Annotated in this window: 20 protein-coding genes; 10 read left to right on the forward strand and 10 right to left on the reverse strand. The window is 43.8% G+C overall.

Going from position 1 to position 22,494, the window contains the following annotated elements; genetic code table 11:
• Positions 1–68: 68 nt before the first annotated feature.
• Genes AB6D07_RS13230 through sdhC form a run of 4 tightly spaced genes read right to left on the reverse strand, consistent with a single transcriptional unit; the run spans position 69 to position 3,295 of the window.
• Positions 69–782, reverse strand: a complete 714-nt coding sequence (locus tag AB6D07_RS13230) for a succinate dehydrogenase iron-sulfur subunit (RefSeq protein ID WP_009847320.1) — start codon at positions 780–782, stop codon at positions 69–71.
• A 12-nt stretch (positions 783–794) separates the two neighbouring features.
• Entirely contained in the window at positions 795–2,561 is a 1,767-nt protein-coding gene (gene sdhA / locus AB6D07_RS13235; RefSeq protein ID WP_009847321.1) for a succinate dehydrogenase flavoprotein subunit, read from the reverse strand.
• On the reverse strand, positions 2,562–2,909 hold the full coding sequence (gene sdhD, locus AB6D07_RS13240; protein ID WP_004734215.1) for a succinate dehydrogenase, hydrophobic membrane anchor protein: 348 nt from the start codon (positions 2,907–2,909) through the stop codon (positions 2,562–2,564). It abuts the gene before it with no gap.
• Positions 2,903–3,295: a succinate dehydrogenase cytochrome b556 subunit gene (gene sdhC / locus AB6D07_RS13245; protein WP_012604532.1), complete on the reverse strand. Its 393-nt coding sequence runs from the start codon at positions 3,293–3,295 to the stop codon at positions 2,903–2,905. Before sdhC ends, sdhD begins: the two co-directional genes overlap by 7 nt.
• 414 nt (positions 3,296–3,709) lie before the next feature.
• Here sdhC and AB6D07_RS13250 point away from each other — a divergent pair, with 414 nt between their 5' ends.
• Positions 3,710–4,999, forward strand: a complete 1,290-nt coding sequence (locus AB6D07_RS13250; protein WP_004734217.1) for a citrate synthase — start codon at positions 3,710–3,712, stop codon at positions 4,997–4,999.
• 299 nt (positions 5,000–5,298) lie between these two features.
• Here the strand turns inward: AB6D07_RS13250 and AB6D07_RS13255 are convergent, their stop codons facing one another.
• Positions 5,299–6,057, reverse strand: coding sequence for a Nif3-like dinuclear metal center hexameric protein (locus AB6D07_RS13255; protein WP_017103232.1), 759 nt, complete (start codon positions 6,055–6,057; stop codon positions 5,299–5,301).
• Positions 6,058–6,163: 106 nt separating this feature from the next.
• Here AB6D07_RS13255 and AB6D07_RS13260 point away from each other — a divergent pair, with 106 nt between their 5' ends.
• Positions 6,164–6,922 carry a DUF1853 family protein gene (locus tag AB6D07_RS13260; protein WP_017103233.1) on the forward strand — a complete coding sequence of 253 codons (759 nt, stop codon included), beginning with the start codon at positions 6,164–6,166 and terminating at the stop codon, positions 6,920–6,922.
• Between the two features lie 121 nt (positions 6,923–7,043).
• Here AB6D07_RS13260 and pgm read toward each other — a convergent pair whose 3' ends face one another.
• Both pgm and seqA read right to left on the reverse strand, forming a co-directional pair.
• Positions 7,044–8,690: a phosphoglucomutase (alpha-D-glucose-1,6-bisphosphate-dependent) gene (gene pgm, locus AB6D07_RS13265; protein WP_029222966.1), complete on the reverse strand. Its 1,647-nt coding sequence runs from the start codon at positions 8,688–8,690 to the stop codon at positions 7,044–7,046.
• An 89-nt stretch (positions 8,691–8,779) separates the two neighbouring features.
• Positions 8,780–9,319 carry a replication initiation negative regulator SeqA gene (gene seqA, locus AB6D07_RS13270; RefSeq protein WP_012604536.1) on the reverse strand — a complete coding sequence of 180 codons (540 nt, stop codon included), beginning with the start codon at positions 9,317–9,319 and terminating at the stop codon, positions 8,780–8,782.
• A gap of 93 nt (positions 9,320–9,412) precedes the next feature.
• Here seqA and AB6D07_RS13275 point away from each other — a divergent pair, with 93 nt between their 5' ends.
• The 3 genes from AB6D07_RS13275 (at position 9,413) to fldA (ending at position 11,092) form a co-directional block, all read left to right on the forward strand.
• The gene (locus tag AB6D07_RS13275) at positions 9,413–10,174 is read left to right on the forward strand and encodes an alpha/beta fold hydrolase (RefSeq protein ID WP_017103234.1); all 762 of its coding nucleotides are present in this window, start codon (positions 9,413–9,415) and stop codon (positions 10,172–10,174) included.
• A 108-nt stretch (positions 10,175–10,282) separates the two neighbouring features.
• Positions 10,283–10,501, forward strand: a complete 219-nt coding sequence (locus AB6D07_RS13280) for a DUF2788 domain-containing protein (RefSeq protein ID WP_009847328.1) — start codon at positions 10,283–10,285, stop codon at positions 10,499–10,501.
• A gap of 57 nt (positions 10,502–10,558) precedes the next feature.
• Positions 10,559–11,092 (forward strand): flavodoxin FldA, encoded by a 534-nt coding sequence (gene fldA / locus AB6D07_RS13285; RefSeq protein WP_009847329.1) that lies wholly within the window; start codon positions 10,559–10,561, stop codon positions 11,090–11,092.
• 96 nt (positions 11,093–11,188) lie between these two features.
• Here the strand turns inward: fldA and AB6D07_RS13290 are convergent, their stop codons facing one another.
• Positions 11,189–11,695: a DUF4442 domain-containing protein gene (locus AB6D07_RS13290; RefSeq protein WP_009847330.1), complete on the reverse strand. Its 507-nt coding sequence runs from the start codon at positions 11,693–11,695 to the stop codon at positions 11,189–11,191.
• Positions 11,696–11,902: 207 nt separating this feature from the next.
• Between AB6D07_RS13290 and fcrX the strand changes: the two genes are divergently transcribed.
• Positions 11,903–12,352 carry a ferric iron uptake transcriptional regulator FcrX gene (gene fcrX / locus AB6D07_RS13295; RefSeq protein ID WP_004734226.1) on the forward strand — a complete coding sequence of 150 codons (450 nt, stop codon included), beginning with the start codon at positions 11,903–11,905 and terminating at the stop codon, positions 12,350–12,352.
• A gap of 198 nt (positions 12,353–12,550) precedes the next feature.
• On the opposite strand, the gene glnS is transcribed toward fcrX, so the two are convergent.
• Positions 12,551–14,218: a glutamine--tRNA ligase gene (gene glnS, locus AB6D07_RS13300; RefSeq protein ID WP_017103235.1), complete on the reverse strand. Its 1,668-nt coding sequence runs from the start codon at positions 14,216–14,218 to the stop codon at positions 12,551–12,553.
• Between the two features lie 302 nt (positions 14,219–14,520).
• Entirely contained in the window at positions 14,521–16,080 is a 1,560-nt protein-coding gene (gene nagE, locus AB6D07_RS13305; RefSeq protein WP_029222967.1) for an N-acetylglucosamine-specific PTS transporter subunit IIBC, read from the reverse strand.
• 475 nt (positions 16,081–16,555) lie between these two features.
• On the opposite strand from nagE, the gene nagA reads away from it, so the two are divergent.
• The 4 genes from nagA (at position 16,556) to asnB (ending at position 22,484) form a co-directional block, all read left to right on the forward strand.
• Entirely contained in the window at positions 16,556–17,692 is a 1,137-nt protein-coding gene (gene nagA, locus AB6D07_RS13310; RefSeq protein ID WP_017103237.1) for an N-acetylglucosamine-6-phosphate deacetylase, read from the forward strand.
• A gap of 2 nt (positions 17,693–17,694) precedes the next feature.
• On the forward strand, positions 17,695–18,909 hold the full coding sequence (locus tag AB6D07_RS13315) for an ROK family protein (protein ID WP_009847335.1): 1,215 nt from the start codon (positions 17,695–17,697) through the stop codon (positions 18,907–18,909).
• Between the two features lie 83 nt (positions 18,910–18,992).
• Positions 18,993–20,579: a cation:proton antiporter family protein gene (locus AB6D07_RS13320; protein ID WP_009847336.1), complete on the forward strand. Its 1,587-nt coding sequence runs from the start codon at positions 18,993–18,995 to the stop codon at positions 20,577–20,579.
• A 234-nt stretch (positions 20,580–20,813) separates the two neighbouring features.
• The gene (asnB, locus tag AB6D07_RS13325) at positions 20,814–22,484 is read left to right on the forward strand and encodes an asparagine synthase B (protein ID WP_012604542.1); all 1,671 of its coding nucleotides are present in this window, start codon (positions 20,814–20,816) and stop codon (positions 22,482–22,484) included.
• Positions 22,485–22,494: the final 10 nt, after the last annotated feature.

Below are 22,494 nucleotides of genomic sequence, written 5' to 3' on the forward strand. Positions count from 1 at the left end.
TGCTGCGGTCTATGCCGAGCTATTAAAAGGCCGCCCCAAAACTTCTAGGGCGGCAATTTTTATATAACTTAAACCGAACGATTCACAAGCATGGTCTTGATGTGACCAATCGCTTTCGTCGGATTTAATCCCTTAGGACAAACACTTACACAATTCATTATGCCATGGCAACGAAAAACGCTAAATGCATCATCAAGATCGGACAGACGTTCGTCTGTCGCCGTATCTCGGCTATCTATTAGCCAACGGTATGCTGCAAGTAGGCCAGCTGGTCCGATGAACTTATCTGGATTCCACCAGAATGATGGGCATGAAGTCGTACAACATGCACACATAATACATTCATACAAACCATCTAAATGAGCACGTTCATCAGGGCTTTGTAGGTTTTCACGAGCCGGTGGCACATTGCCATCAGACACTAAGAACGGCTTAACTTTTTCGTAGTTATCGTAGAACTGAGTCATGTCTACGATTAAATCACGCACAACAGGCAAACCTGGAAGTGGGCGAATTACGATCTTATCTTGGCCAGAAAGTGCAGACAGTGGCGTGATACACGCCAATCCGTTTTTACCATTCATGTTCAAACCATCAGAACCACATACACCTTCACGGCATGAGCGACGGAATGAAATCGTTGGATCTTGCTCTTTCAAAAGAATAAGCGCGTCCAAAAGCATCATGTCAGAACCTTCTTCCACCTCTAGGGTGTACTCTTTCATGTAAGGTTTCTGGTCCACATCTGGGTTGTAACGGTATAAAGAGAAATTCAGTTTCATGGTCATATCTCCTTAGTACGTACGTGCTTTCGGCGGGAATGCTTCACGATGGATAGGTTCCATGTTCACGCCACGCTTAGTCATACTTTCTGATTCAGGGTTGTACAGAGAATGGCATAGCCATTGCTCATCATCACGATCTGGGAAGTCGAAACGAGCATGCGCTCCACGACTCTCTGTACGGAAGTTTGCTGCAACCGCGGTTGCGAATGCCGTTTCCATCAAGTTTTCAAGCTCTAAACACTCAATACGTTGCGTGTTGAACTCAGTCGACTTGTCTGAAAGGTGTGCATTTTTAAGACGCTCACGAATCACTTTCAGCTCTTCTAAGCCGTCAGCCATCGCTTTACCTTCACGGAATACAGAGAAGTTGTTCTGCATACATTGCTGAAGGTCTTTACGAATTACCGCAGGATCTTCACCGTCAGTACTGTTTTCCCAACGATTGTAGCGCTCTAGTGAACGTTCAATGTCAGCTTCAGTTGCAGGTTTTGCTTCAGCTTGTTTGTTCAAAGTCTCACCAAGGTGAAGACCTGTCGCACGACCGAACACAACCAAATCAAGTAGCGAGTTGCCACCTAGACGGTTTGCACCGTGTACTGATACTGAAGCGATTTCGCCACAAGCGAATAGACCTTGAATTTCAACGTCTGTACCGTCTTCAGTTTGTTTAATTGCTTGACCAGAAACCTGTGTAGGAACACCACCCATCATGTAGTGACACGTTGGGATTACAGGAATTGGTTCTTTAACAGGATCAACGTGAGCGAACGTACGAGAAAGCTCACATACACCCGGTAGACGAGACTCAAGCGTCTCTTTACCTAGGTGATCGAGTTTCAGCTTGATGTGTGGACCCCATGGACCATCACAACCACGACCTTCACGAATCTCAACCATCATCGAACGAGCTACAACATCACGACCAGCTAAATCTTTAGCATTCGGAGCATAACGTTCCATGAAGCGCTCGCCGTCTTTATTGAGAAGGTAACCACCTTCACCACGACAACCTTCTGTTACCAAAACACCTGCGCCAGCGATACCCGTTGGGTGGAACTGCCACATTTCGATGTCTTGCATTGGAACGCCTGCACGAATCGCCATGCCAACACCGTCACCAGTGTTAATGTGAGCATTGGTTGTTGATGCGTAAATACGACCAGCACCACCAGTAGCAAGGATTGTTGCCTTCGCTTTGAAGTAGCAAACCTCACCCGTCTCCATACAAAGCGCGGTAGTACCTAAGATTGCACCATCTTCGTTTTTAACAAGATCCAGTGCATACCACTCAGAGAAAACCGTCGTTTTGTGTTTAATGTTTTGTTGGTAAAGCGTGTGTAACAGTGCGTGACCAGTACGGTCGGCTGCCGCTGCGGTACGAGCCGCTTGCTCACCACCAAAATTCTTAGATTGGCCACCAAACGGACGTTGGTAAATACTACCGTTATCAAAACGAGAAAATGGAAGACCCATTTTTTCTAGTTCGATAACCGACTCAGGACCATTTTTACACATGTATTCGATAGCATCTTGGTCGCCGATGTAATCGGAACCTTTTACCGTATCGTACATGTGTTGCTCCCAGTGATCTTCATGCGCATTACCAAGAGCAACGGTGATACCACCTTGCGCAGATACAGTATGAGAACGAGTTGGGAAAACTTTAGAAAGCAACGCACAAGATAGGCCTTGCTCAGAAATTTGTAGCGCGGCGCGCATACCAGCACCACCAGCGCCAATTACTACAGCATCAAACTCACGAACAGGAATAGTCACTTACGCACCCCACAAAATAAACAGACCAGAGAAGAAATATCCTAGAAGAACCGCAACAACACCGACTTGAAGACCAACGCGCAATTTTGCACATTTGATGTAGTCAGTTAGTACTTGCCACAAGCCGATCCACGCGTGAACCAAAATTGAAGTAAGCGCTAACATGGTGAAGACTTTAGTGAAAGTACCACCAAAGAATTGCGTCCAAGATGCGTAAGAAATATCACCTGAGAAAGCACAGAAGCTCACTAGGTAGATAGTGTAAAGCGTCATAATGATGGCTGTTGCACGAATCAATAGATAATCATGCACACCATTACGACCAAAAGTAGAAACGTTGTTTACCATACTAAGATCCCCGCTAGTAGAGACAATACCGCTGTTGCTGCGAATGCAACCTTCGCGCTCTTAGCGCCAGATTCCAGCTCTTCAAAGTGACCAAGGTCCATAAGAAGGTGACGAATACCACCAGCAATGTGGTAAGCCAAAGCGGTTAAAATGCCCCACAGAATAAACTTCACGAAGAAACCGTCGACAATGTCGCTAGCTTCCATAAAGCCTACAGGGGAAGAGAGGGAAATGGATAGTAACCAAAGCAGAATTCCGATCGCAACAAAAGTAATCACCCCAGACACACGGTGTAGGATGGAAGCTATTGCTGTGATAGGAAAGTGGATGGTCTGTAAATCTAAATTAACAGGTCTTGTCTTTCTTTCTTTCACGGGCTCGCTCACTCAGCTCCATTGAGCATGATGGTCATTAAATAACCTTATGTATTGTTATGGACAAAATTTGATTGCAAACCCTCAAAATTTAACATTAACTTAACAAATAACATAAGTTGAGCCTTAGATAATTGTAAAATAATTGTTAATAGCTAGATTTCCGAAGACACCTCACATTTCTTCTTAGCCTTGCATTTATAAGGTTTTAACCAAACTTTTCAGCGCCACTATACGGCTGGCAACATTCTAATACAATTGATGCAACAAATAATGCTACACAGCACAGACTTTTAACGAATTTAATGTAAAAAACACTAACAAGTGCACACAAAGCTGCAGAAAAATTGACTTTCTGACGTAAGACCAGTAAAAAAATGGCACATAAACATCCTGGACGGATTAATAATAACAAAGGAGATTGTTATGGCGGATAAGAAAGCTACCCTTCATATTGAAGGTCAAGCGCCGATCGAATTGCCGATTACAGAAGGTGTACTTGGTACTCCAGTCATCGACGTTCGTACACTGGGTTCTAATGGTTTTTTCACTTTTGATCCTGGTTTTCTTGCCACTGCATCTTGTGAATCGCAAATCACTTATATTGACGGTGGAAAAGGTATCCTTCTACACCGTGGTTATCCAATTGATCAACTGGCCAATAACGCTGATTACTTAGAAGTTTGTTACATTCTTTTATACGGCGAAGCTCCTTCTCGAGCTCAATACGAAGAGTTCAAGACGACTGTCACACGTCACACCATGGTTCATGAGCAAATTGCTAGTTTCTTCCACGGCTTCCGCCGTGATGCTCACCCAATGGCTGTTATGTGTGGTGTGGTAGGTGCGCTTGCTGCGTTCTATCATGATTCATTAGATGTTAATAACGACACACACCGTGAAATTGCGGCATACCGCCTAATTTCAAAAATGCCAACACTGGCTGCAATGTGTTACAAATATTCTATCGGTCAACCGTTTATCTACCCACGCAATGACCTAGGCTACGCAGAAAACTTCCTGCACATGATGTATGCAAATCCATGTGAAGAATATGAAGTAAACCCTGTTGTTGCTCGCGCAATGGACAAAATCTTTACGTTACACGCAGATCACGAACAAAATGCTTCAACGTCAACGGTTCGTTTAGCTGGTTCTTCGGGCGCAAACCCATTTGCTTGTATTGCTGCTGGTATCGCTTCTTTGTGGGGTCCGGCTCACGGCGGTGCTAACGAAGCTTGTCTAATGATGCTTGAAGAGATCGGTAGCGTAGACAACATTGAAGAGTACGTAGCAAAAGCAAAAGACAAAGATGACCCATTCCGTTTAATGGGCTTCGGTCACCGTGTTTACAAGAACTACGATCCACGTGCAACGGTAATGCGCGAAGCGTGCCACGAAGTACTTAAAGAACTGAACATTCAAGACCCACTACTTGACGTAGCAATGGAACTTGAGCGCATCGCTCTCTCTGATGAGTACTTTGTATCGAAGAAACTATACCCGAACGTAGATTTTTACTCTGGTATCATTCTGAAAGCGATCGGCATTCCGGTATCAATGTTCACAGTAATCTTCGCGATGTCTCGTACTATCGGTTGGATTGCACACTGGAACGAAATGCACAGCGATCCGACGAACCGCATCGGTCGTCCTCGTCAGTTGTACACTGGTGAAGAACAGCGTGATTTCCAAGCTCTACACGAGCGCGAATAGTAAAGTTTCGACTTTTCTAATCGATTAAAATCAAAAAGGGTTGATGTATTAACATCAACCCTTTTCTTTTATATGCTCTCAACTCCGTCATCCTCAAGAGTGAGGGACGAGCGAGTTGGGGATCTCACTAATTGTATCGACAAGCTTTTAGAGATTCCCTACTCCTTCCTTCGTCAGTCTAGGGAATGACGAATTACTTGAGATCTCTCGAAATAAAATCCATTAGAGTTCTAACTAGCCAGTCTCATCGACGGGTACAAATTTATAGTGACTCGTATCCTACATCCCATATTTTCTTTTTATACCGGGTTGTCGATATCGATAAACTCAACATCTAAGCCATGTTCTTTCGCTAACCACTCACCTAATGCCTTCACACCATAGCGTTCTGTTGCGTGGTGTCCTGCTGCAAAGTAATGAATATCTTGCTCACGCGCTGAGTACGTAGTGCGCTCTGAAATTTCACCAGAGATAAACGCATCAATACCTTGAGAAGCCGCTAACTCAATGTAGTCTTGACCACCACCAGTACACCAACCGACAGTCGTAATCATTTTGTCTTGGTTCTCTGGAGCAATGTGTAATGGCTTGCGGTTCAAAGCTTGGCCAATCTTTTCTGCGAACTCTGAACCGGTCATTGGCGCACTCAACTTGCCAAACATCGCAACAGCTTGTGGGTGCCCTTCTAAACCGCCTTCGACTTCGATATCAAGCAACTCAGCAAGCTTGGCGTTGTTGCCTAACTCAGGGTGAATATCAAGCGGCAAGTGGTAACCCAAAAGGTTGATGTCGTTTTTAATCAGGGTACGAATGCGCTTGCCCTTCATGCCACGAATCGCTTCTGACTCGCCTTTCCAGAAAAAGCCATGATGCACTAACAAAGCGTCTACGTTCAGTTCTACCGCTTTATCAATCAAGGCTTGAGAAGCTGTCACACCAGTAACGATTCGCTTCACTTCTGTTGCACCTTCAACTTGAAGACCATTAGGACAGTAATCTTTAATCTGCTGTGGCTGCAGTTTTTCGTTAAGTAGCTTTTCTAATTGTAAGTTATTCATTTTTATTTCCAGCTTACCTTTATAATAACGTCGTTATATCAATTTACGGGTAGAATGTCGAAAGCCCCAGGGTTATGTTTATAAAGAGCTAGTTTATGAGGAACAGATGACAGCACTGCAACGTTTTTACCAATGGGTCATCGACTCACCGCCATTACTGGAAATCAAACCACCCGTTTCTGGTCTCAGAGCCTTCTCAAGCCCTCATACCATAGATGCATCACATACATACAATGGTAATCCTAGGTTAAGTTTCCTCTACCAGCACCTATGTGAACAAGTCATCGAAGCTTCACCTGATTATTCGATCAAGTACGATGAAATTCAGATCAATGTGGAAGGTAGAACTCTCGGTGCAATCGACTTTATTCTTGAAGAAGAGAGCAGCCAAAAGCTGCAACATTGGGAAGTGGCGATTAAGTTTTACCTGCTCCATGAACAAACATGGTTTGGGCCAAACTCTCATGATCAATTGGATAAGAAGCTCGATCGTATGTTGAGCCACCAGCTGGGTATGTCGTCTTCAACGGCCTTTGTTGAGCAATATCCAGAGATTGATGTCGACTTAAAGCACCTCCTCATGCAGGGTCGCCTATATACCAACCCCTTCTTAGATCAAAAAGTACCTACTGAATGTTTGGGCTATGACATTAATTCGAGCCAAGTAAACGGTTTTTGGTGCTATCAAAACCAAGCTCATTTAATTACGGAAGTGCTCTACCCTCTCACCAAAGAGCAATGGGCAGCGGGCACTGATGATTTCACCTGCGAGCCTATCACCGAGTTTGGTGATCGCTTCGTTCATGGACAAACTAAATCAGGGCAGTTTTGGTTTGTGATGCCACAAAGTTGGCCACACGGATAATCTATTCAGTTATTCAACCACTTAGTCCTAGCCGCTTTATCCACAAACTATAAAAAAGGGCTGATGCTTTCACATCAACCCTTTCACTATTTACCTTGTAACTCTACTAATCTGTATTCGATTATAGGCCAGCGGCTGCAAATACTTGATTAACAATCTCTTGAGCTTCTGCTTCGATTGCTTTTAGGTGCTCTTCGCCTTTAAAGCTTTCACAGTAGATCTTATAGATGTCTTCAGTACCTGATGGACGAGCGGCAAACCAACCGTTCTCAGTCGTCACTTTTAGGCCGCCAATCGCAGCGCCATTACCTGGAGCATGCGTTAGGCGTGCAGTAATTGCATCACCAGCAAGCGTCTCAGCAGAAACCATCTCTGGAGACAGCTTCTTAAGTACGTCTTTTTGTGCACCATTTGCTACCGCTTGAATACGGTTATACTTAGACTCACCGTGTTTAGCAGCAAGCTCTTCGTAGTATTCTTGTGGGTTCTTACCCGTTACTGCTGTGATCTCAGCCGCAAGCAGGCAAAGAATTAGGCCATCTTTATCTGTTGACCAAGGCGTTCCGTCTTTACGTAAGAAAGATGCACCCGCGCTCTCTTCACCACCGAAACCAAACTGACCGTTATATAGGCCATCAACGAACCATTTGAATCCCACTGGCACTTCGCAAAGCTCGCGACCTAAGTCAGCAACAACGCGGTCAATCAGAGCACTTGATACCAGTGTTTTACCCACTGCAACGTCTTTACCCCAACCTTCACGGTTGCGGTATAGGTAATCAATACACACTGCTAGGAAGTGGTTGGGATTCATCAAGCCTTTTGGCGTAACAATACCGTGGCGATCGTAGTCAGGGTCGTTACCAAATGCTAGTTGATAGTCATCTTTAAGAGCCAGTAAACCTGCCATTGCGTATGGAGAAGAACAGTCCATACGAACCACACCATCTTTGTCTAGAGACATAAATTGGAACGAAGGATCAACAGCTTCACTGACCAGAGTCAGGTCTAGGTTGTACGCTTTACCAATTTGACGCCAGTAATCAATACCGCTACCACCCAGTGGATCAACACCAATCTTGATGTTTGCTTTCTGGATTGCTTCCATATCAACCACGTTAACCAAGTCAGCAACGTAAGGAGCAACTAAATCAACTTCTTTCACTAGCTCAGACTGTTTAGCCTGTGCGATAGGAGTGCGCTTAACGCCTTGCATTTGCTCAGCAATGATCACATTCGCACGATCTTCAATCGCTTGAGTTAGCTCAGCCTCAGCAGGGCCACCGTGTGTCGGATTGTATTTAATACCCCCGTCTTGTGGTGGATTATGCGAAGGCGTGATAACAATGCCGTCTGCTTTTTTGTCATTCACTAGGTTATGCGTAAGAATCGCGTGCGAGATACCTGGAGTTGGAGTAAAGCCATTGTTTTCTTGAACGATAACTTCAACGCCGTTTGCAACTAGCACTTCAATAACCGTAGAAAAAGCAGGCTCAGATAGAGCGTGAGTATCTTTGCCTAAGAAAAGTGGTCCTGTTGTACCTTGATCGGCACGAACCTCAGCAACCGCTTGTGCGATCGCTAGAATGTGGTTTTCATTAAATGTTGATTTGTCTGCTGTACCGCGGTGACCTGAAGTACCGAACAGTACTTTATGATCTGGGTTAGTAGCATCCGGTTGCTGTAAGAAATAGTTTGCAACTAAAGCCGGGATATTATGAAGATCTTCCTGCTGAGCTTTCTGCCCGGCACGAGGGTGCATAGCCATTATCGACATCCTTATATAAAATTTAAAAACAAAAAAACCTCATAATATCTTCTTAGCCATGGATATTATGAGGTTTAAATCAGATTTCGTTAAATTGAACCTGTTACTTTTTCTATCAATTCTGCTTGGAAATTCATGCGGCTCATAAGCTGTTCAACCATCTGTCTTTTTCGGCTTGTATTGTTATTCGTAATAACCCAAAAAGGACTTTGTGGAATAGCTTTAGGCTTAGTTGTGTTGCCGTTTGCTAACAACGTCGCTTCGTTGTCTGCAAAGTAAACACGCTTGCGGCCCTTTACTTGAGTTGCTTCTGAAAAGCTTAAAGGGTCGATTTTATGCAGTGTTGATAACACAAGCATGAAACGATCAATGGCTTTCTTTAGTGATGCAAACTCATCTGATATTAGTAGTGAGCGCATTTCTTTAACGCCATCGAACTTCTCTGGAGTAAAGCCTACCTCTTTGCTAACAACGATACCTTTTGGCTCAACGATCTCTTCGATCGGAACCGTGCCTTGGTTATCAACCAGTAACAAGCGGCGCAGAATATCTGAAGCGCTTTCGCCAATACGTTCTGTCTGACCCGCAATAAAACGGTATAGGTCCTCATCAACCTCAATTGTTTTCATTCGCTTTTCACAATCTCAATGTTTAAACTCTGAGGGATTATAGCGAGATCCGCGCGGATACTCTACGTCAAACCCACCATGAATAAGATAAAAATGTCAGTACAGCTCAACTATAAAATTGAAGGTGAGGGTCACACCATTGTTTTGATCCATGGATTATTCGGAAATTTGGACAACCTTGGCTTGCTCGCTAGGGATCTAAAAACCGATCATCAGGTACTTAGCATCGATCTACGTAACCACGGCCAATCTTTCCATAATGACACTCATAATTATCAAGCTATGGCACAAGATGTGGCTCAACTGCTGAATGATCTTGAGTTAGAAGGTGTCACTGTGATTGGTCACTCGATGGGTGGCAAGGTAGCGATGGCACTGACACAACATCTGACGCTGCATAAATTGATTGTCTTAGATATGGCACCAGTCGCGTACACCCAAAGTCGTCACGACAACGTATTCGCAGGCCTACAAGCTGTGATAGAAGAAAAACCGACATCACGCTCAGAGGCGCTTAAGGTCCTCGAAAAACATATCGAAATTGATGGGGTTCGCCAGTTTTTAACGAAATCTTTGTTCAAATCAGAACAAGGCATCATGGAATGGCGTTTCAATGTTGCCTCGCTATTAAACAACTACCCACAGATTATTGGTTGGGAACCGATTGACAAAACCTCGGTCAAAACCTTGCTAATCAAGGGTGGTGACTCAGATTACCTGACGGCTGAACATCAAACCGCCGTTCAACAGCAGTTTTCCAACGCAAAGGCACATGTTATCGCCAATACTGGACATTGGCTACACGCGGAAAAGCCCGCTGAAGTGCTCCGTGCAATAAGAAAATTCATCACTTAGATAGGTTGATTAGTCGATATAAATGAGAGCTGTGTAATCACAGCAGATTAACTTTATCTCACAACAGTGATATAGTGCGCCCAAGCAAATTTGGTATATAAGGTTCCCATGCTTTACGACTACATGAACATCATTGAATCTGTTGGTTTAGATCTTCTGTTTGCCGCGATTTTCTTTCTAATCGGAATGGCAATTAAAGACGTTCTAAAGCAGGGAAATGTTCCTGCATTTGGTCGTCGTATCGTATGGTTAGTACTTTTCCTTGGCTGCGCAGGCTTTATCGCAAAAGGGATAATCCAACTAAGCTGGGAAGGAACTGGAATCTAACGATTTCCTCCGAACTTTATTACACCGACAACAGACAAAATGAAAGGTAATGATTCTATGGCAAGTGTAGGTCTCTTCTTTGGTAGCGATACAGGTAACACTGAAGCTGTTGCTAAGATGATTCAAAAGCAATTGGGCAAGCAGCTCGTTCAAGTTCAAGACATTGCAAAAAGCAGCAAAGAAGATATCGATAACTTCGATCTGCTGCTGCTTGGTATCCCTACGTGGTACTACGGCGAAGCACAATGTGATTGGGATGACTTTTTCCCTGAGCTAGAAGCTATTGATTTCTCAACTAAGCTTGTTGCTATTTTTGGTTGTGGCGACCAAGAAGATTACGCAGAATACTTCTGCGATGCTATGGGTACTATCCGTGATATCGTTGAAGCAAAAGGCGGTACTATCCTAGGTCACACGTCAACTGAAGGCTACGAATTCGAAGCATCGAAAGGTTTAGTTGAAGGCGATGACAGCCAGTTCGTTGGTCTATGTATCGATGAAGACCGTCAACCTGAGCTGACTGATGAGCGTGTATCTAACTGGGTTAAACAAATCCACGAAGAGATGTGCCTAGCAGAGCTTGAAGACTAATTCATTAGCGGTTGTTAATTGTTACAATTAATGACCGTTATGTAGATATGAAAAAACCTCCTTATAGGAGGTTTTTTTCTATTCAATATTTATCAATCAACACTCAGCTTCTAATGCTTCGTCATCCTCTCTAAATTGTGGCTTCTTTCTCACATAGAGAGTTCGCTGAATTTCCGAAACCACACTTCCCTGCTTATCTTTAACGTGGATGATAAATTCGGGGAAACACTTCTCACCAAGTTGTGTCTGACGATAGATATCCTCAAGTTGCCCTTGGCTTATCTCAAAGTCTGCATACAAGTCGGATTGACCAGGCTTGATAAAGTTAATACTCGCCTCTTTATCCCAAACATAATATCGCTCACCTAAAATCCCCATTAACATTAACGAGTAAACGGGATCGGTAAGAGAAAAGATACTGCCGCCATATTGAGTCCGATTAGCGTTCTTATTCCACCACCGCAACTTGAGCACAGTCTTAACAACCCTAAAGTCAGCGCTAATGTGGGCTATTCGAATTCCCGAGCCCCAAAAGGGAGGCCAAATATTGAGTGCAAATTTTACAATATTAGGTTTATATATTTTTGCGAGTTGCTTATTCATAACAACAATCCATGTTCATATCAAAAAACACCGTCACCTGGCTGGTCGTACCTCCACTATAAGTGAGATACTTCCAATTTACAAAACAGATTGTGATGTCAGTGAGTAACCCTTTGAAGTTCGTGGTTTATTGTTATGCCTGACTAAACTATAATGGTATTAATATTGAATTCTGTTAATTGCTGCAGATCATCAACAGGAAAGTATATGTCAGACAATAATCAAGCGCTAAAAGATGCTGGTCTTAAAGTGACCCTCCCACGGCTCAAAATTTTAGAAGTATTACAACAACCAGACTGCCAACATATTAGTGCTGAAGATTTATATAAAAAGCTGATCGACTTAGGTGAAGAGATTGGTCTTGCGACCGTTTATCGCGTACTAAACCAATTCGATGATGCAGGCATTGTAACTCGTCACCACTTTGAAGGTGGTAAGTCTGTATTCGAACTTTCAACACAGCATCACCACGATCACCTAGTATGTTTAGACTGCGGTGAAGTTATCGAGTTCTCTGATGATCTTATCGAAGAAAGACAAAAAGAAATCGCTCAACGCTACAATGTACAGCTAACTAACCACAGTTTGTATCTGTATGGTAAAAGCATCACTGGGGATTGCAAAGGCAACCCAGACGCACATAAAGCGAAGAAGTAACACAGAACGCTGGCTTAGGCCGGCGTTTTTTATTTGGGCTGATATTGTATTAAGAATCACAGTAGCTTGGCCCACAATTTGGTTATTTCCCAGACACAAAAAAACCGGCTCTAAGCCGGTTTTTTATTAAGCGTCTCTTGAGAAACTAAGCTCCGAGAAACAGAGCTTGGAAAAATAGAGTAGAGAAAAACAAAGCCATTAAGCCTCAGTTTTACCCCAAGTGTCACGTAGACCAACCGTGCGGTTGAATACTAGCGCGTCTGCTTTAGAGTCTTTCGAATCTACACAGAAATAACCTGTACGTTCAAACTGATACGCTTGCTCTGCCACACCTTCTGCTAGGCTAGGTTCAACAAAACCGTTTAGCGTAACAAGTGATTCAGGGTTTAGCGTTGCAGCGAAATCATCTGCAGCAGCAGGGTTTGGCACTGTGAATAGACGATCGTATAAACGAATCTCAGCAGGCAACGCTTTATCAGCAGATACCCAGTGAATAACGCCTTTCACTTTACGCCCATCTGCAGGGTTCTTACCCAATGTTTCATTGTCGTAAGAACAGAAGATAGTCGTAATGTTGCCTTCTGCATCTTTTTCGATACGTTCAGCTTTGATCACGTAAGCACCACGTAGACGAACTTCTTTACCTAGAACCAAACGCTTGTACTTTTTGTTTGCTTCTTCACGGAAGTCATCACGCTCAATCCAAACTTCTCGTGTAAATGGTACTTCACGAGTACCCATTTCTGGCTTGTTCGGGTGGTTTGCTACCGTTAATGTTTCTACTGTATCAGCGTCGTAGTTTTCAATCACGACCTTAATCGGATCAAGAACAGCCATTGCACGAGGTGCATTTTCGTTCAGGTCATCACGGATACAAGATTCAAGTGAACCGAACTCAATCATGTTCTCTTGCTTAGTCACACCAATACGTTTACAGAATTCACGAATCGAGCTTGAAGTGAAGCCACGACGACGCAAACCAGAAATAGTTGGCATACGTGGATCGTCCCAACCTTGAACTAGGTTTTCAACCACAAGTTGGTTCAGCTTACGCTTCGACATTACCGTGTATTCAAGATTCAGACGACTAAACTCGTACTGACGAGGTTGGCAATCAATCGTGATGTTGTCTAGAACCCAGTCATACAAACGACGGTTATCTTGGAATTCAAGCGTACAGATAGAGTGCGTAATACCCTCTAGCGCATCAGAGATACAGTGAGTGAAGTCGTACATTGGGTAAATGCACCACTTGTCTGCAGTCTGATGGTGGTGAGCAAAACGAACACGGTAGATAACAGGATCGCGCATAACCATGAATGAAGAGCTCATGTCGATCTTAGCACGTAGACACGCTTTACCTTCTTCAAAGCCACCGTCACGCATTTTTTCGAACAACGCTAAGTTCTCTTCAGGGCTGCGATCACGGTATGGGCTCGCTTTACCTGGCTCTTTTAGCGTGCCACGGTACTCACGGATTTGATCAGGACTTAGCTCGTCAACGTACGCTAAGCCTTTATTAATTAATTCCACAGCATAAGCGTAAAGCGTATCGAAGTAGTTTGATGAGTAACAAATATCACCAGACCATTCAAAGCCTAACCAGCTTACATCATTCTTAATTGACTCAACGTATTCAACGTCTTCTTTTTCAGGGTTTGTATCATCGAAACGAAGATTACATTGTCCCTGGTAGTCCTGAGCAATACCAAAGTTCAAGCAAATAGATTTAGCGTGACCAATGTGCAGGTAGCCATTTGGCTCCGGCGGGAAACGAGTATGCACGCTACTGTGTGTACCATCCGCTAAATCTTTATCGATAATTTGGCGAATGAAATTCGATGGACGAGCCTCAGCTTCACTCATCTATAGCACCTCTATGTATTTAGTATTGTCAGAGAAAGTTATCTTTTGTACCAATGAAAATGGTCGCTTACAGCGCCTGTCAAAGATAGAAAGATCATTGTTGCTAATCATCCACAATTCTTCGCCTTTGCACAATAAGAACCGTCCGTTAATTGCGATTATTTCTGCTATTCGATGAAGAATAGAACGAACCGGGTTCATTGACCTTAAACAGTAGGCACAAAAAAGCCTCCCGTTTGGGAGGCTTTCAATTTGAAACTTACTTAAGAGTAACTTTACTTCTTAATTAAGCACTTCCGTCACTATGGAAGTTTTACATCAGATAGGTCTTCACCTGCACCGATAGCTTTCATTTCGCCAGCTACGATTTCAGCTAGTGGGCCTAGGATAACCTGTAGGTTGTTCTCACCTAGTTTAACCACACCTTTAGCGCCAAGCTTCTTAAGAACAGCTTCATCTGCGATAGAGCGGTCTTTAAGAGTTAGACGTAGACGAGTGATACAAGCGTCGATTGAAGTTAGGTTGTCGTGACCACCTAGTGCTTTCAGGTATTGACGTGCAACTTCACCTTTTGGTGCGTCGCCAGCAGGAGCTGCTACAGCTTCGTCATCATCTTCACGACCTGGCGATTTCAAGTTGAAAGCGCGGATTGCGAAAGAGAAAGTGAAGAAGTATAGAGCACCGAAACCAAGACCGATTAGTAGTAGTACGAATGGTTTAGTTGCTAGACCCCAGTTCAATACGAAGTCGATAAGACCAGCAGAGAAACCGAAACCGTGTAGAGTACCAAACATGTTTGCAACTACTAGAGACAGACCTGTAAATACAGCGTGCATTGCGTATAGAGCAGGAGCTAGGAATACGAACATGAATTCTAGCGGCTCTGTGATACCTGTTAGGAATGAACAGAATGCAACTGAGAACAGTGCGCCACCAACTTGGCTGCGTTTTTCAGCAGGAGCAGCTAGGTACATTGCAAGTGCAGCACCTGGTAGACCGAACATCATTACTGGGAAGAAACCGTTCATGAACACGCCAGCGCCTTTATCGCCACCGAAGAAACGGTGTAGGTCGCCAGATTTAACAGTTTCAGTCACTTCTTTAACTACAGTAGTGATTTCTGGAGTTACAGAGTTAGCGAATGTGAATGTGTGCTCTTGGCCAACAACTAGAGTTTTAGCTAGTGATGGGTCAACACAAAGTTGAGTGATGTTAGCGAATGCGCCTTGACCAGCAACGATGATTTCTTGACATGTACCCATACCGAACCAGAAGTATGAGTTCAATACGTGGTGTAGACCTACAGGGATAAGTGCACGGTTAAGAGTACCGTAAACGAATTGACCAATAGCGCCAGATGTTGATACTGCGTGAGCCAGTGCGTCTAGACCAGATTGAACACCAGGCCAAACCACACCAGACACAGCACCTGCAACAAGTGCAAATAGACCAGCCATGATAGGTACTAAACGTTTACCCGCAAAGAAAGCCAGCCACTCAGGAAGACGTGTTGCATGGAAAGCGTTGTAAGAGTGACCTGCGATGATACCAGCGAAGATACCGCCGAAGAATGACATGTTTACGTCAGCGTTAATTGTTGTTGCTGTCGCTGTTAGTACGAAGTAAGCAACTGCACCAGCAAGACCTGCTGCGCCGTTACCGTCTTTAGAAAGACCAATCGCGATACCTAGACCAAATAGCAATGGTAGGTTACCGAAGATAGCTCCACCAGCTTCTGCCATGAATGGAATATCAAGTAGATCGCCTTGACCTAAACGTAGTAGAAGCGCCGCAATCGGAAGTGTTGCGATAGGTAGCATTAATGCCTTACCTAGCTTCTGTGCATATCCTAGAATATTCACCAGTTGTTTCCCCCTATAGGATTTTTTAGAATTCATTTGAGAAACTTATTTTAGTCGCTCAATTTAGTCCTATTCAGTGTATTCAATTAATTTTGCCCCGCAAATTAAAACCTTACCATTTGTGATCCTAATCACCAGTTTTTACCAAATCCAGAGGTTTTTGCTAGCGAGATCATAAAACTTATTTTATCATTCAAAAAAATGAGCGTTTATAGATAAAATTCAAATCTAATCATTAGGCAAAAACATGATATTCCTAACTTTAGATTACCCTATGAACAATCATTAACAATGAACCTAAATGTATAATAAAGATCAATTGTTCATATGTTTTTCAACAACTTAAATAGCTTCCCATTTTGAAGCCGTTCGCCCATAAAAGATAAATCGTTACGTAAATGATGCTCGCAAACTAAGTCCACATTTAGGTAACGAACAAATTTAAAAGATCTCACGAAATAAGGATTAGCTGACTATGTACGCGCTAAGTAACTGTAAAATTTACACTGGTAGTGATGTTCTAACCGATCATGCCGTCGTAATAGAAAATGAACTGATCAAAAAAGTCTGTCCTATCTCTGAATTGCCAGAAGGAATCGAGGTTCGCGATCTAAACGGAGCAAGCCTAAGCCCAGGTTTCATTGACTTACAACTGAATGGTTGTGGCGGTGTAATGCTTAACGATGAGATCACAGCAGAAACAATGCAGATCATGCACGAAGCAAACCTTAAATCAGGCTGTACTAGCTTCTTGCCAACGCTCATCACTTCTTCAGACGAAGATATGCGTGCAGTTATTACTGCAGCTCGTGAATATCACAACCAGTACCAAAACCAATCACTAGGTCTGCACCTTGAAGGTCCATACCTAAACGTTGCAAAAAAAGGCATCCACAGCGTCGATCACATTCGTAAATCAGACAGCGAAATGATTGAACTGATTTGCGAGAACAGCGACCTAGTTTCAAAAGTAACATTGGCACCAGAGCTTAATGATCCAGAACATATCGAGCGCCTACACAAAGCAGGCGTTGTCGTTTCTATCGGCCACACAAACGCGACTTACGCAGAAGCTCGACAAAGTTTCGAATCTGGTATCACTTTCGCTACCCACCTATTCAATGCAATGACCCCTATGGTTGGTCGTGAACCTGGCGTTGTTGGCGCGATTTACGACACGCCAGAAGTTTATGCAGGTATCATCGCCGACGGCTTCCACGTTGATTACGCAAACATCAGAATTGCGCACAAAATCAAGGGAGAAAAGTTAGTATTAGTGACGGATGCCACAGCTCCTGCAGGTGCTGACATGGAATACTTTATTTTTGTCGGTAAGAAAGTATATTACCGAGATGGTAAGTGTGTTGATGAAAACGGCACACTGGGCGGCTCAGCTCTGACTATGATTGAAGCAGTTCAGAATACAGTTGAGCACGCTGGTATCGCTTTAGACGAAGCTCTTCGCATGGCTACGCTATACCCAGCTACGGCTATCGGTGTAGAAAGCAAGCTAGGTCGAATCAAAAAAGGCATGGTTGCAAACCTAGCTGTATTTGACCGAGACTTTAACGTTAAAGCGACTGTTGTTAATGGACAATACGAGCACAATTAAGTATGAATGGCGGACAAATAGGTAACGTAGACTTAGTTAAACAACTAAACAGTGCGGCGGTATACCGACTAATAGACCAGCAAGGGCCTATCAGTCGTATACAAGTGGCTGATGTAAGCCAACTCGCACCGGCAAGTGTTACAAAAATTACCCGCCAACTTTTGGAGCGCGGCCTCATTAAAGAGGTTGCGCAACAAGCGTCTACTGGCGGTAGACGCGCGATCTCCCTAACCACAGAAGTCGACCCTTTTCATTCTGTCGCTGTACGCTTAGGTAGAGACTATATTCAAATAAGCCTTCATGACCTTGGTGGTCGTGAGTTGGCTTTCCAACAACAAGACCTAGATTATTCAGACCAATCAGACCTTACACAAGGCTTGGTCAATAACCTCAAGGCTTTCATTGCTGAGCATCAGCCAAAGATCGACCAACTGATTGCCATTGGTGTCACCCTTCCAGGCTTGGTCAACCCAACGACCGGTGTTGTTGAGTACATGCCAAACACGGACATCGATAACCTCGCATTGAGCGATATTATTCGCGATACTTTCCATGTGGCTTGTTTTGTTGGTAATGACGTTAGAGGAATGGCGCTTGCTGAGCACTACTTCGGTGCAAGTAAAGACAGTCAAGATTCTATTTTGGTCAGTGTGCACCGTGGTACGGGTGCTGGTATTATCGTTAATGGACAGGTTTTCTTAGGCCATAACCGTAACGTGGGTGAAATTGGTCATATCCAAATTGATCCGCTAGGGGAACAATGCCAGTGTGGTAACTTCGGTTGTCTTGAAACCGTAGCGGCAAACCCTGCCATCGTTGATCGAGTGCAGAAACTCATTAAGCAAGGCTATGAATCTTCTTTAACGGAACTTGAACATATTACGATTCAAGATGTTTGTGACCACGCAATCAATGGCGATGAACTCGCGAAGCAAAGCTTAGTCCGAGTAGGAAACCAGTTAGGTAAGGCTATCGCGATGACGATCAACCTGTTTAACCCTCAAAAAGTAATCATTGCTGGTGATATTACTAAGGCACAAGAGATTGTTTTCCCTGCAATTAAGCGCAATGTAGAGAATCAGTCGTTAACGACTTTCCATAGCGGCCTGCCTATTGTAGCATCACAGATCGATAAACATCCTACGATGGGAGCCTTTGCCATGATTAAGCGCGCCATGCTCAACGGTGTGTTACTGCAAAAGCTTCTTGAAGACTAAAGAAAACAATTCTGATTTTCCGCGGGCCGTGTTTGTATAAACACGGCCCGTTTTTTTAAGCTAGGGAACTACAACAACAAGTTATGGAACTTATATTAATATCCACTGCGTTTATCGCAGGATTTATTGCTTTAAAATGCCACCTCCCCCCATTAGTTGGTTTTTTGGTTGCAGGTTTCGGGCTTTATGCCCTTGGCTTTGAAACCAATGACACCATCATTACTTTGGCTGACCTTGGTGTCACCCTTCTCTTATTTACTATTGGCTTAAAGCTGGACATCAAAACCCTACTCTCTAAAGAGATCTGGGCTGGCGCAACGATCCACAATCTTTTATCCACTCTGTTTTTTGCAGCCGCTCTATTTGGTTTTAAGTTCCTAGGTATTTCATCTCTAGCAGCCATGTCAATAGAACAGATCGTTCTACTCGGTTTTGCTCTTTCATTTTCTAGTACTGTATTTGCGGTCAAGTCTCTACAAGAGAAAGGGGAAATGAATGCTACCTATGGCACACTAGCGATTGGCATTCTGGTCATGCAAGATATCTTTGCTGTCGTATTCTTGACTGCATCGACGGGCAAAATTCCAGAGTGGTATGCGATCGCACTGTTCGCTTTGCCTTTCTTTCGCCCATTGTTCTACAAAGTCCTCGATTGGGTTGGGCACGGTGAAATGTTGGTGCTATTCGGTATCTTCTTCGCATTAGTTGTTGGTGCTGGCTTGTTCCAGTTTGTAGGAGTAAAACCAGACTTAGGTGCCCTTATCCTAGGTATGCTATTAGCCGGTCACCCAAAAGCTTCAGAGCTATCGAAGTCGCTGTTTAACCTCAAAGAGCTTTTCCTCGTCTGCTTCTTCTTGAATATTGGCTTGTCAGAACAGCCAACTATTCAGGGTTTTATGCTTGCAGTCTTGTTCTTATTGTTACTGCCAGTGAAAGGCGTTCTGTACTTCTTGGTACTAAACCGATTCAAGTTCCGTGTTCGAACCTCCCTACTCACTTCTTTGTCACTGTTTAACTACAGTGAATTTGGCCTCATCGTCGGTGGCCTTGCTTTTAAGATGGGCTGGATGTCTGGCGACATCTTGGTGGCAGTGGCTATAGCCGTTTCATTGTCGTTCTTAATCGCTGCACCTCTCAACAAAGCGGGTCACAAACTTTATCAACAATCAGGTCGCTGGTTAAAAGAGCACGCTGCTGAGAAGCTCCACCAACGTGACAAACGAATTGACCCAGGTCGGGCTCAGGTTCTAATTCTTGGTATGGGACGCATTGGTACTGGTGCCTACGACGAATTACGCTCACGCTACGGCAAAGTGAGTTTAGGTGTAGAAGTTCGTGAAGACGCGGCACATAACCACAGAAGCCATGGCAGAAACGTTATTTCTGGTGACGCAACTGACCCGGATTTCTGGGAACGAATCTTAGACACAGCAAACGTAAAACTGGTGATCTTGGCTATGCCTCACCACCAAGGTAATCAAACCGCCTTAGAACAATTAAAATCACGAAACTTTAAAGGTCAAATAGCGGCAATTGCCGAATATCCAGATCAGCTCGAAACACTGAAAGAGAATGGCGTCGATGCGGCATTTAACATTTACAGCGAAGCTGGTAGCGGTTTTGCCCGACATGTTTGTGAACAATTGAATCCGAACATCAATAAAATATGATATTCAACATGTTCCATTTAACCTCTCAAAATTGCGATTTTTTTGCACTTTTGAGAGGTTTTTGTTCAAAAAACCAACCGCAATTAGACGCCACTCACCAAAACCACCTTAAAAGTAGATATTTTCTAACATAAACCCCTTTATATTATTTTTTTGCTCACATTCGGTTGCTTTTTTTAGCCAGAATGGCAAATTGAATGCAGTTGATTTAGAAATTATTTAAAAGGAAGTTCTATGTGTTCAGTATTTGGCATTCTCGACATTAAAAGTGATGCCGCAGCACTTCGCCCTATTGCTTTAGAAATGTCTAAAAAGCTTCGTCACCGTGGCCCAGACTGGTCTGGTATCTATGCAGGTGAAAAAGCTATCCTTGCTCACGAGCGTCTAGCTATCGTCGGCTTAAACAGTGGTGCTCAACCACTATACAGCCAAGACAAAAAGCACATTCTTGCAGTTAATGGCGAAATCTATAACCACAAAGAACTTCGCGCTCGCTACGAAGATAAATACCAGTTCCAAACTGACTCTGATTGTGAAGTCATTCTTGCGCTTTACCAAGAGATGGGTGCCGACCTTTTAGAAGAACTTAACGGTATTTTCGCTTTCGTTTTATATGACGAAGAGAAAGACGAATACCTAGTCGGCCGTGACCATATTGGCATCATCCCGCTTTACCAAGGCTACGATGAGCACGGCAACTATTACGTTGCTTCAGAGATGAAAGCACTGGTTCCAGTTTGTAAGACGATCAGTGAGTTCCCTCCTGGTAGCTTCTACTCTTCTAAAGATGCAGAACCTCAACGCTACTACATCCGCGATTGGAACGAATACGCAGCCGTTCAAGGTAACAGCACAAGCAAAGAAGAGCTAACTGAAGCGCTAGAAGCTGCTGTTAAGCGTCAACTAATGACTGACGTTCCTTACGGTGTACTTCTATCTGGTGGCCTTGATTCATCAATCACTTCTGCAGTCGCTAAGCGTTTTGCAGCAATGCGTATCGAAGATGATGAGCAATCAGAAGCTTGGTGGCCACAACTACACTCATTTGCTGTTGGCCTAGAAAATGCTCCCGACTTGATTGCTGCACGTGAAGTTGCGGACAAAATCGGTACTGTACACCATGAGATGACTTACACCATTCAGGAAGGCTTAGATGCCATCCGTGATGTTATCTACCACATCGAAACTTACGATGTAACGACCATTCGTGCATCGACGCCAATGTACTTGCTTGCTCGTAAGATCAAAGCAATGGGTATCAAAATGGTACTTTCTGGTGAAGGTGCTGATGAAATCTTTGGCGGCTACCTGTACTTCCATAAAGCGCCAAACGCAAAAGAGTTCCACGAAGAGACGGTACGTAAACTTCTTGCTCTAAGCATGTTTGACTGTGCCCGTGCAAACAAATCACTTGCAGCATGGGGAGTCGAAGGTCGTGTACCATTCTTGGATAAAGAGTTCATCGATGTGGCTATGCGTTTAAACCCTGAAGACAAAATGTGCGGTAACGGTAAAATGGAGAAACACATCCTACGTGAGTGTTTTGAAGACTACTTACCAGATTCAATCGCATGGCGCCAAAAAGAACAGTTCTCTGATGGTGTTGGCTACGACTGGATTGATACATTGAAAGCAACGGCTGAAGAAAAAGTAACGGATCAACAAATGGAAGCTGCTCAGTTCCGTTTCCCTTACAACACACCAACAACCAAAGAAGGTTATGCTTACCGTGAAATCTTTGAGGAGCTATTCCCTCTAGAATCGGCGGCAGAGTGTGTACCTGGCGGCCCTTCAGTTGCCTGTTCATCAGCAAAAGCGATCGAGTGGGATGAGTCATTCAAAAACTGTGTAGACCCATCAGGCCGTGCGGTACAAGCCGTTCACAACGACGCCTATAACGCTTAAGCGTTTGAAA

It is taken from the genome of Vibrio sp. 10N.239.312.C11 (assembly GCF_041466065.1).
Taxonomy (GTDB): domain Bacteria; phylum Pseudomonadota; class Gammaproteobacteria; order Enterobacterales; family Vibrionaceae; genus Vibrio; species Vibrio tasmaniensis_A.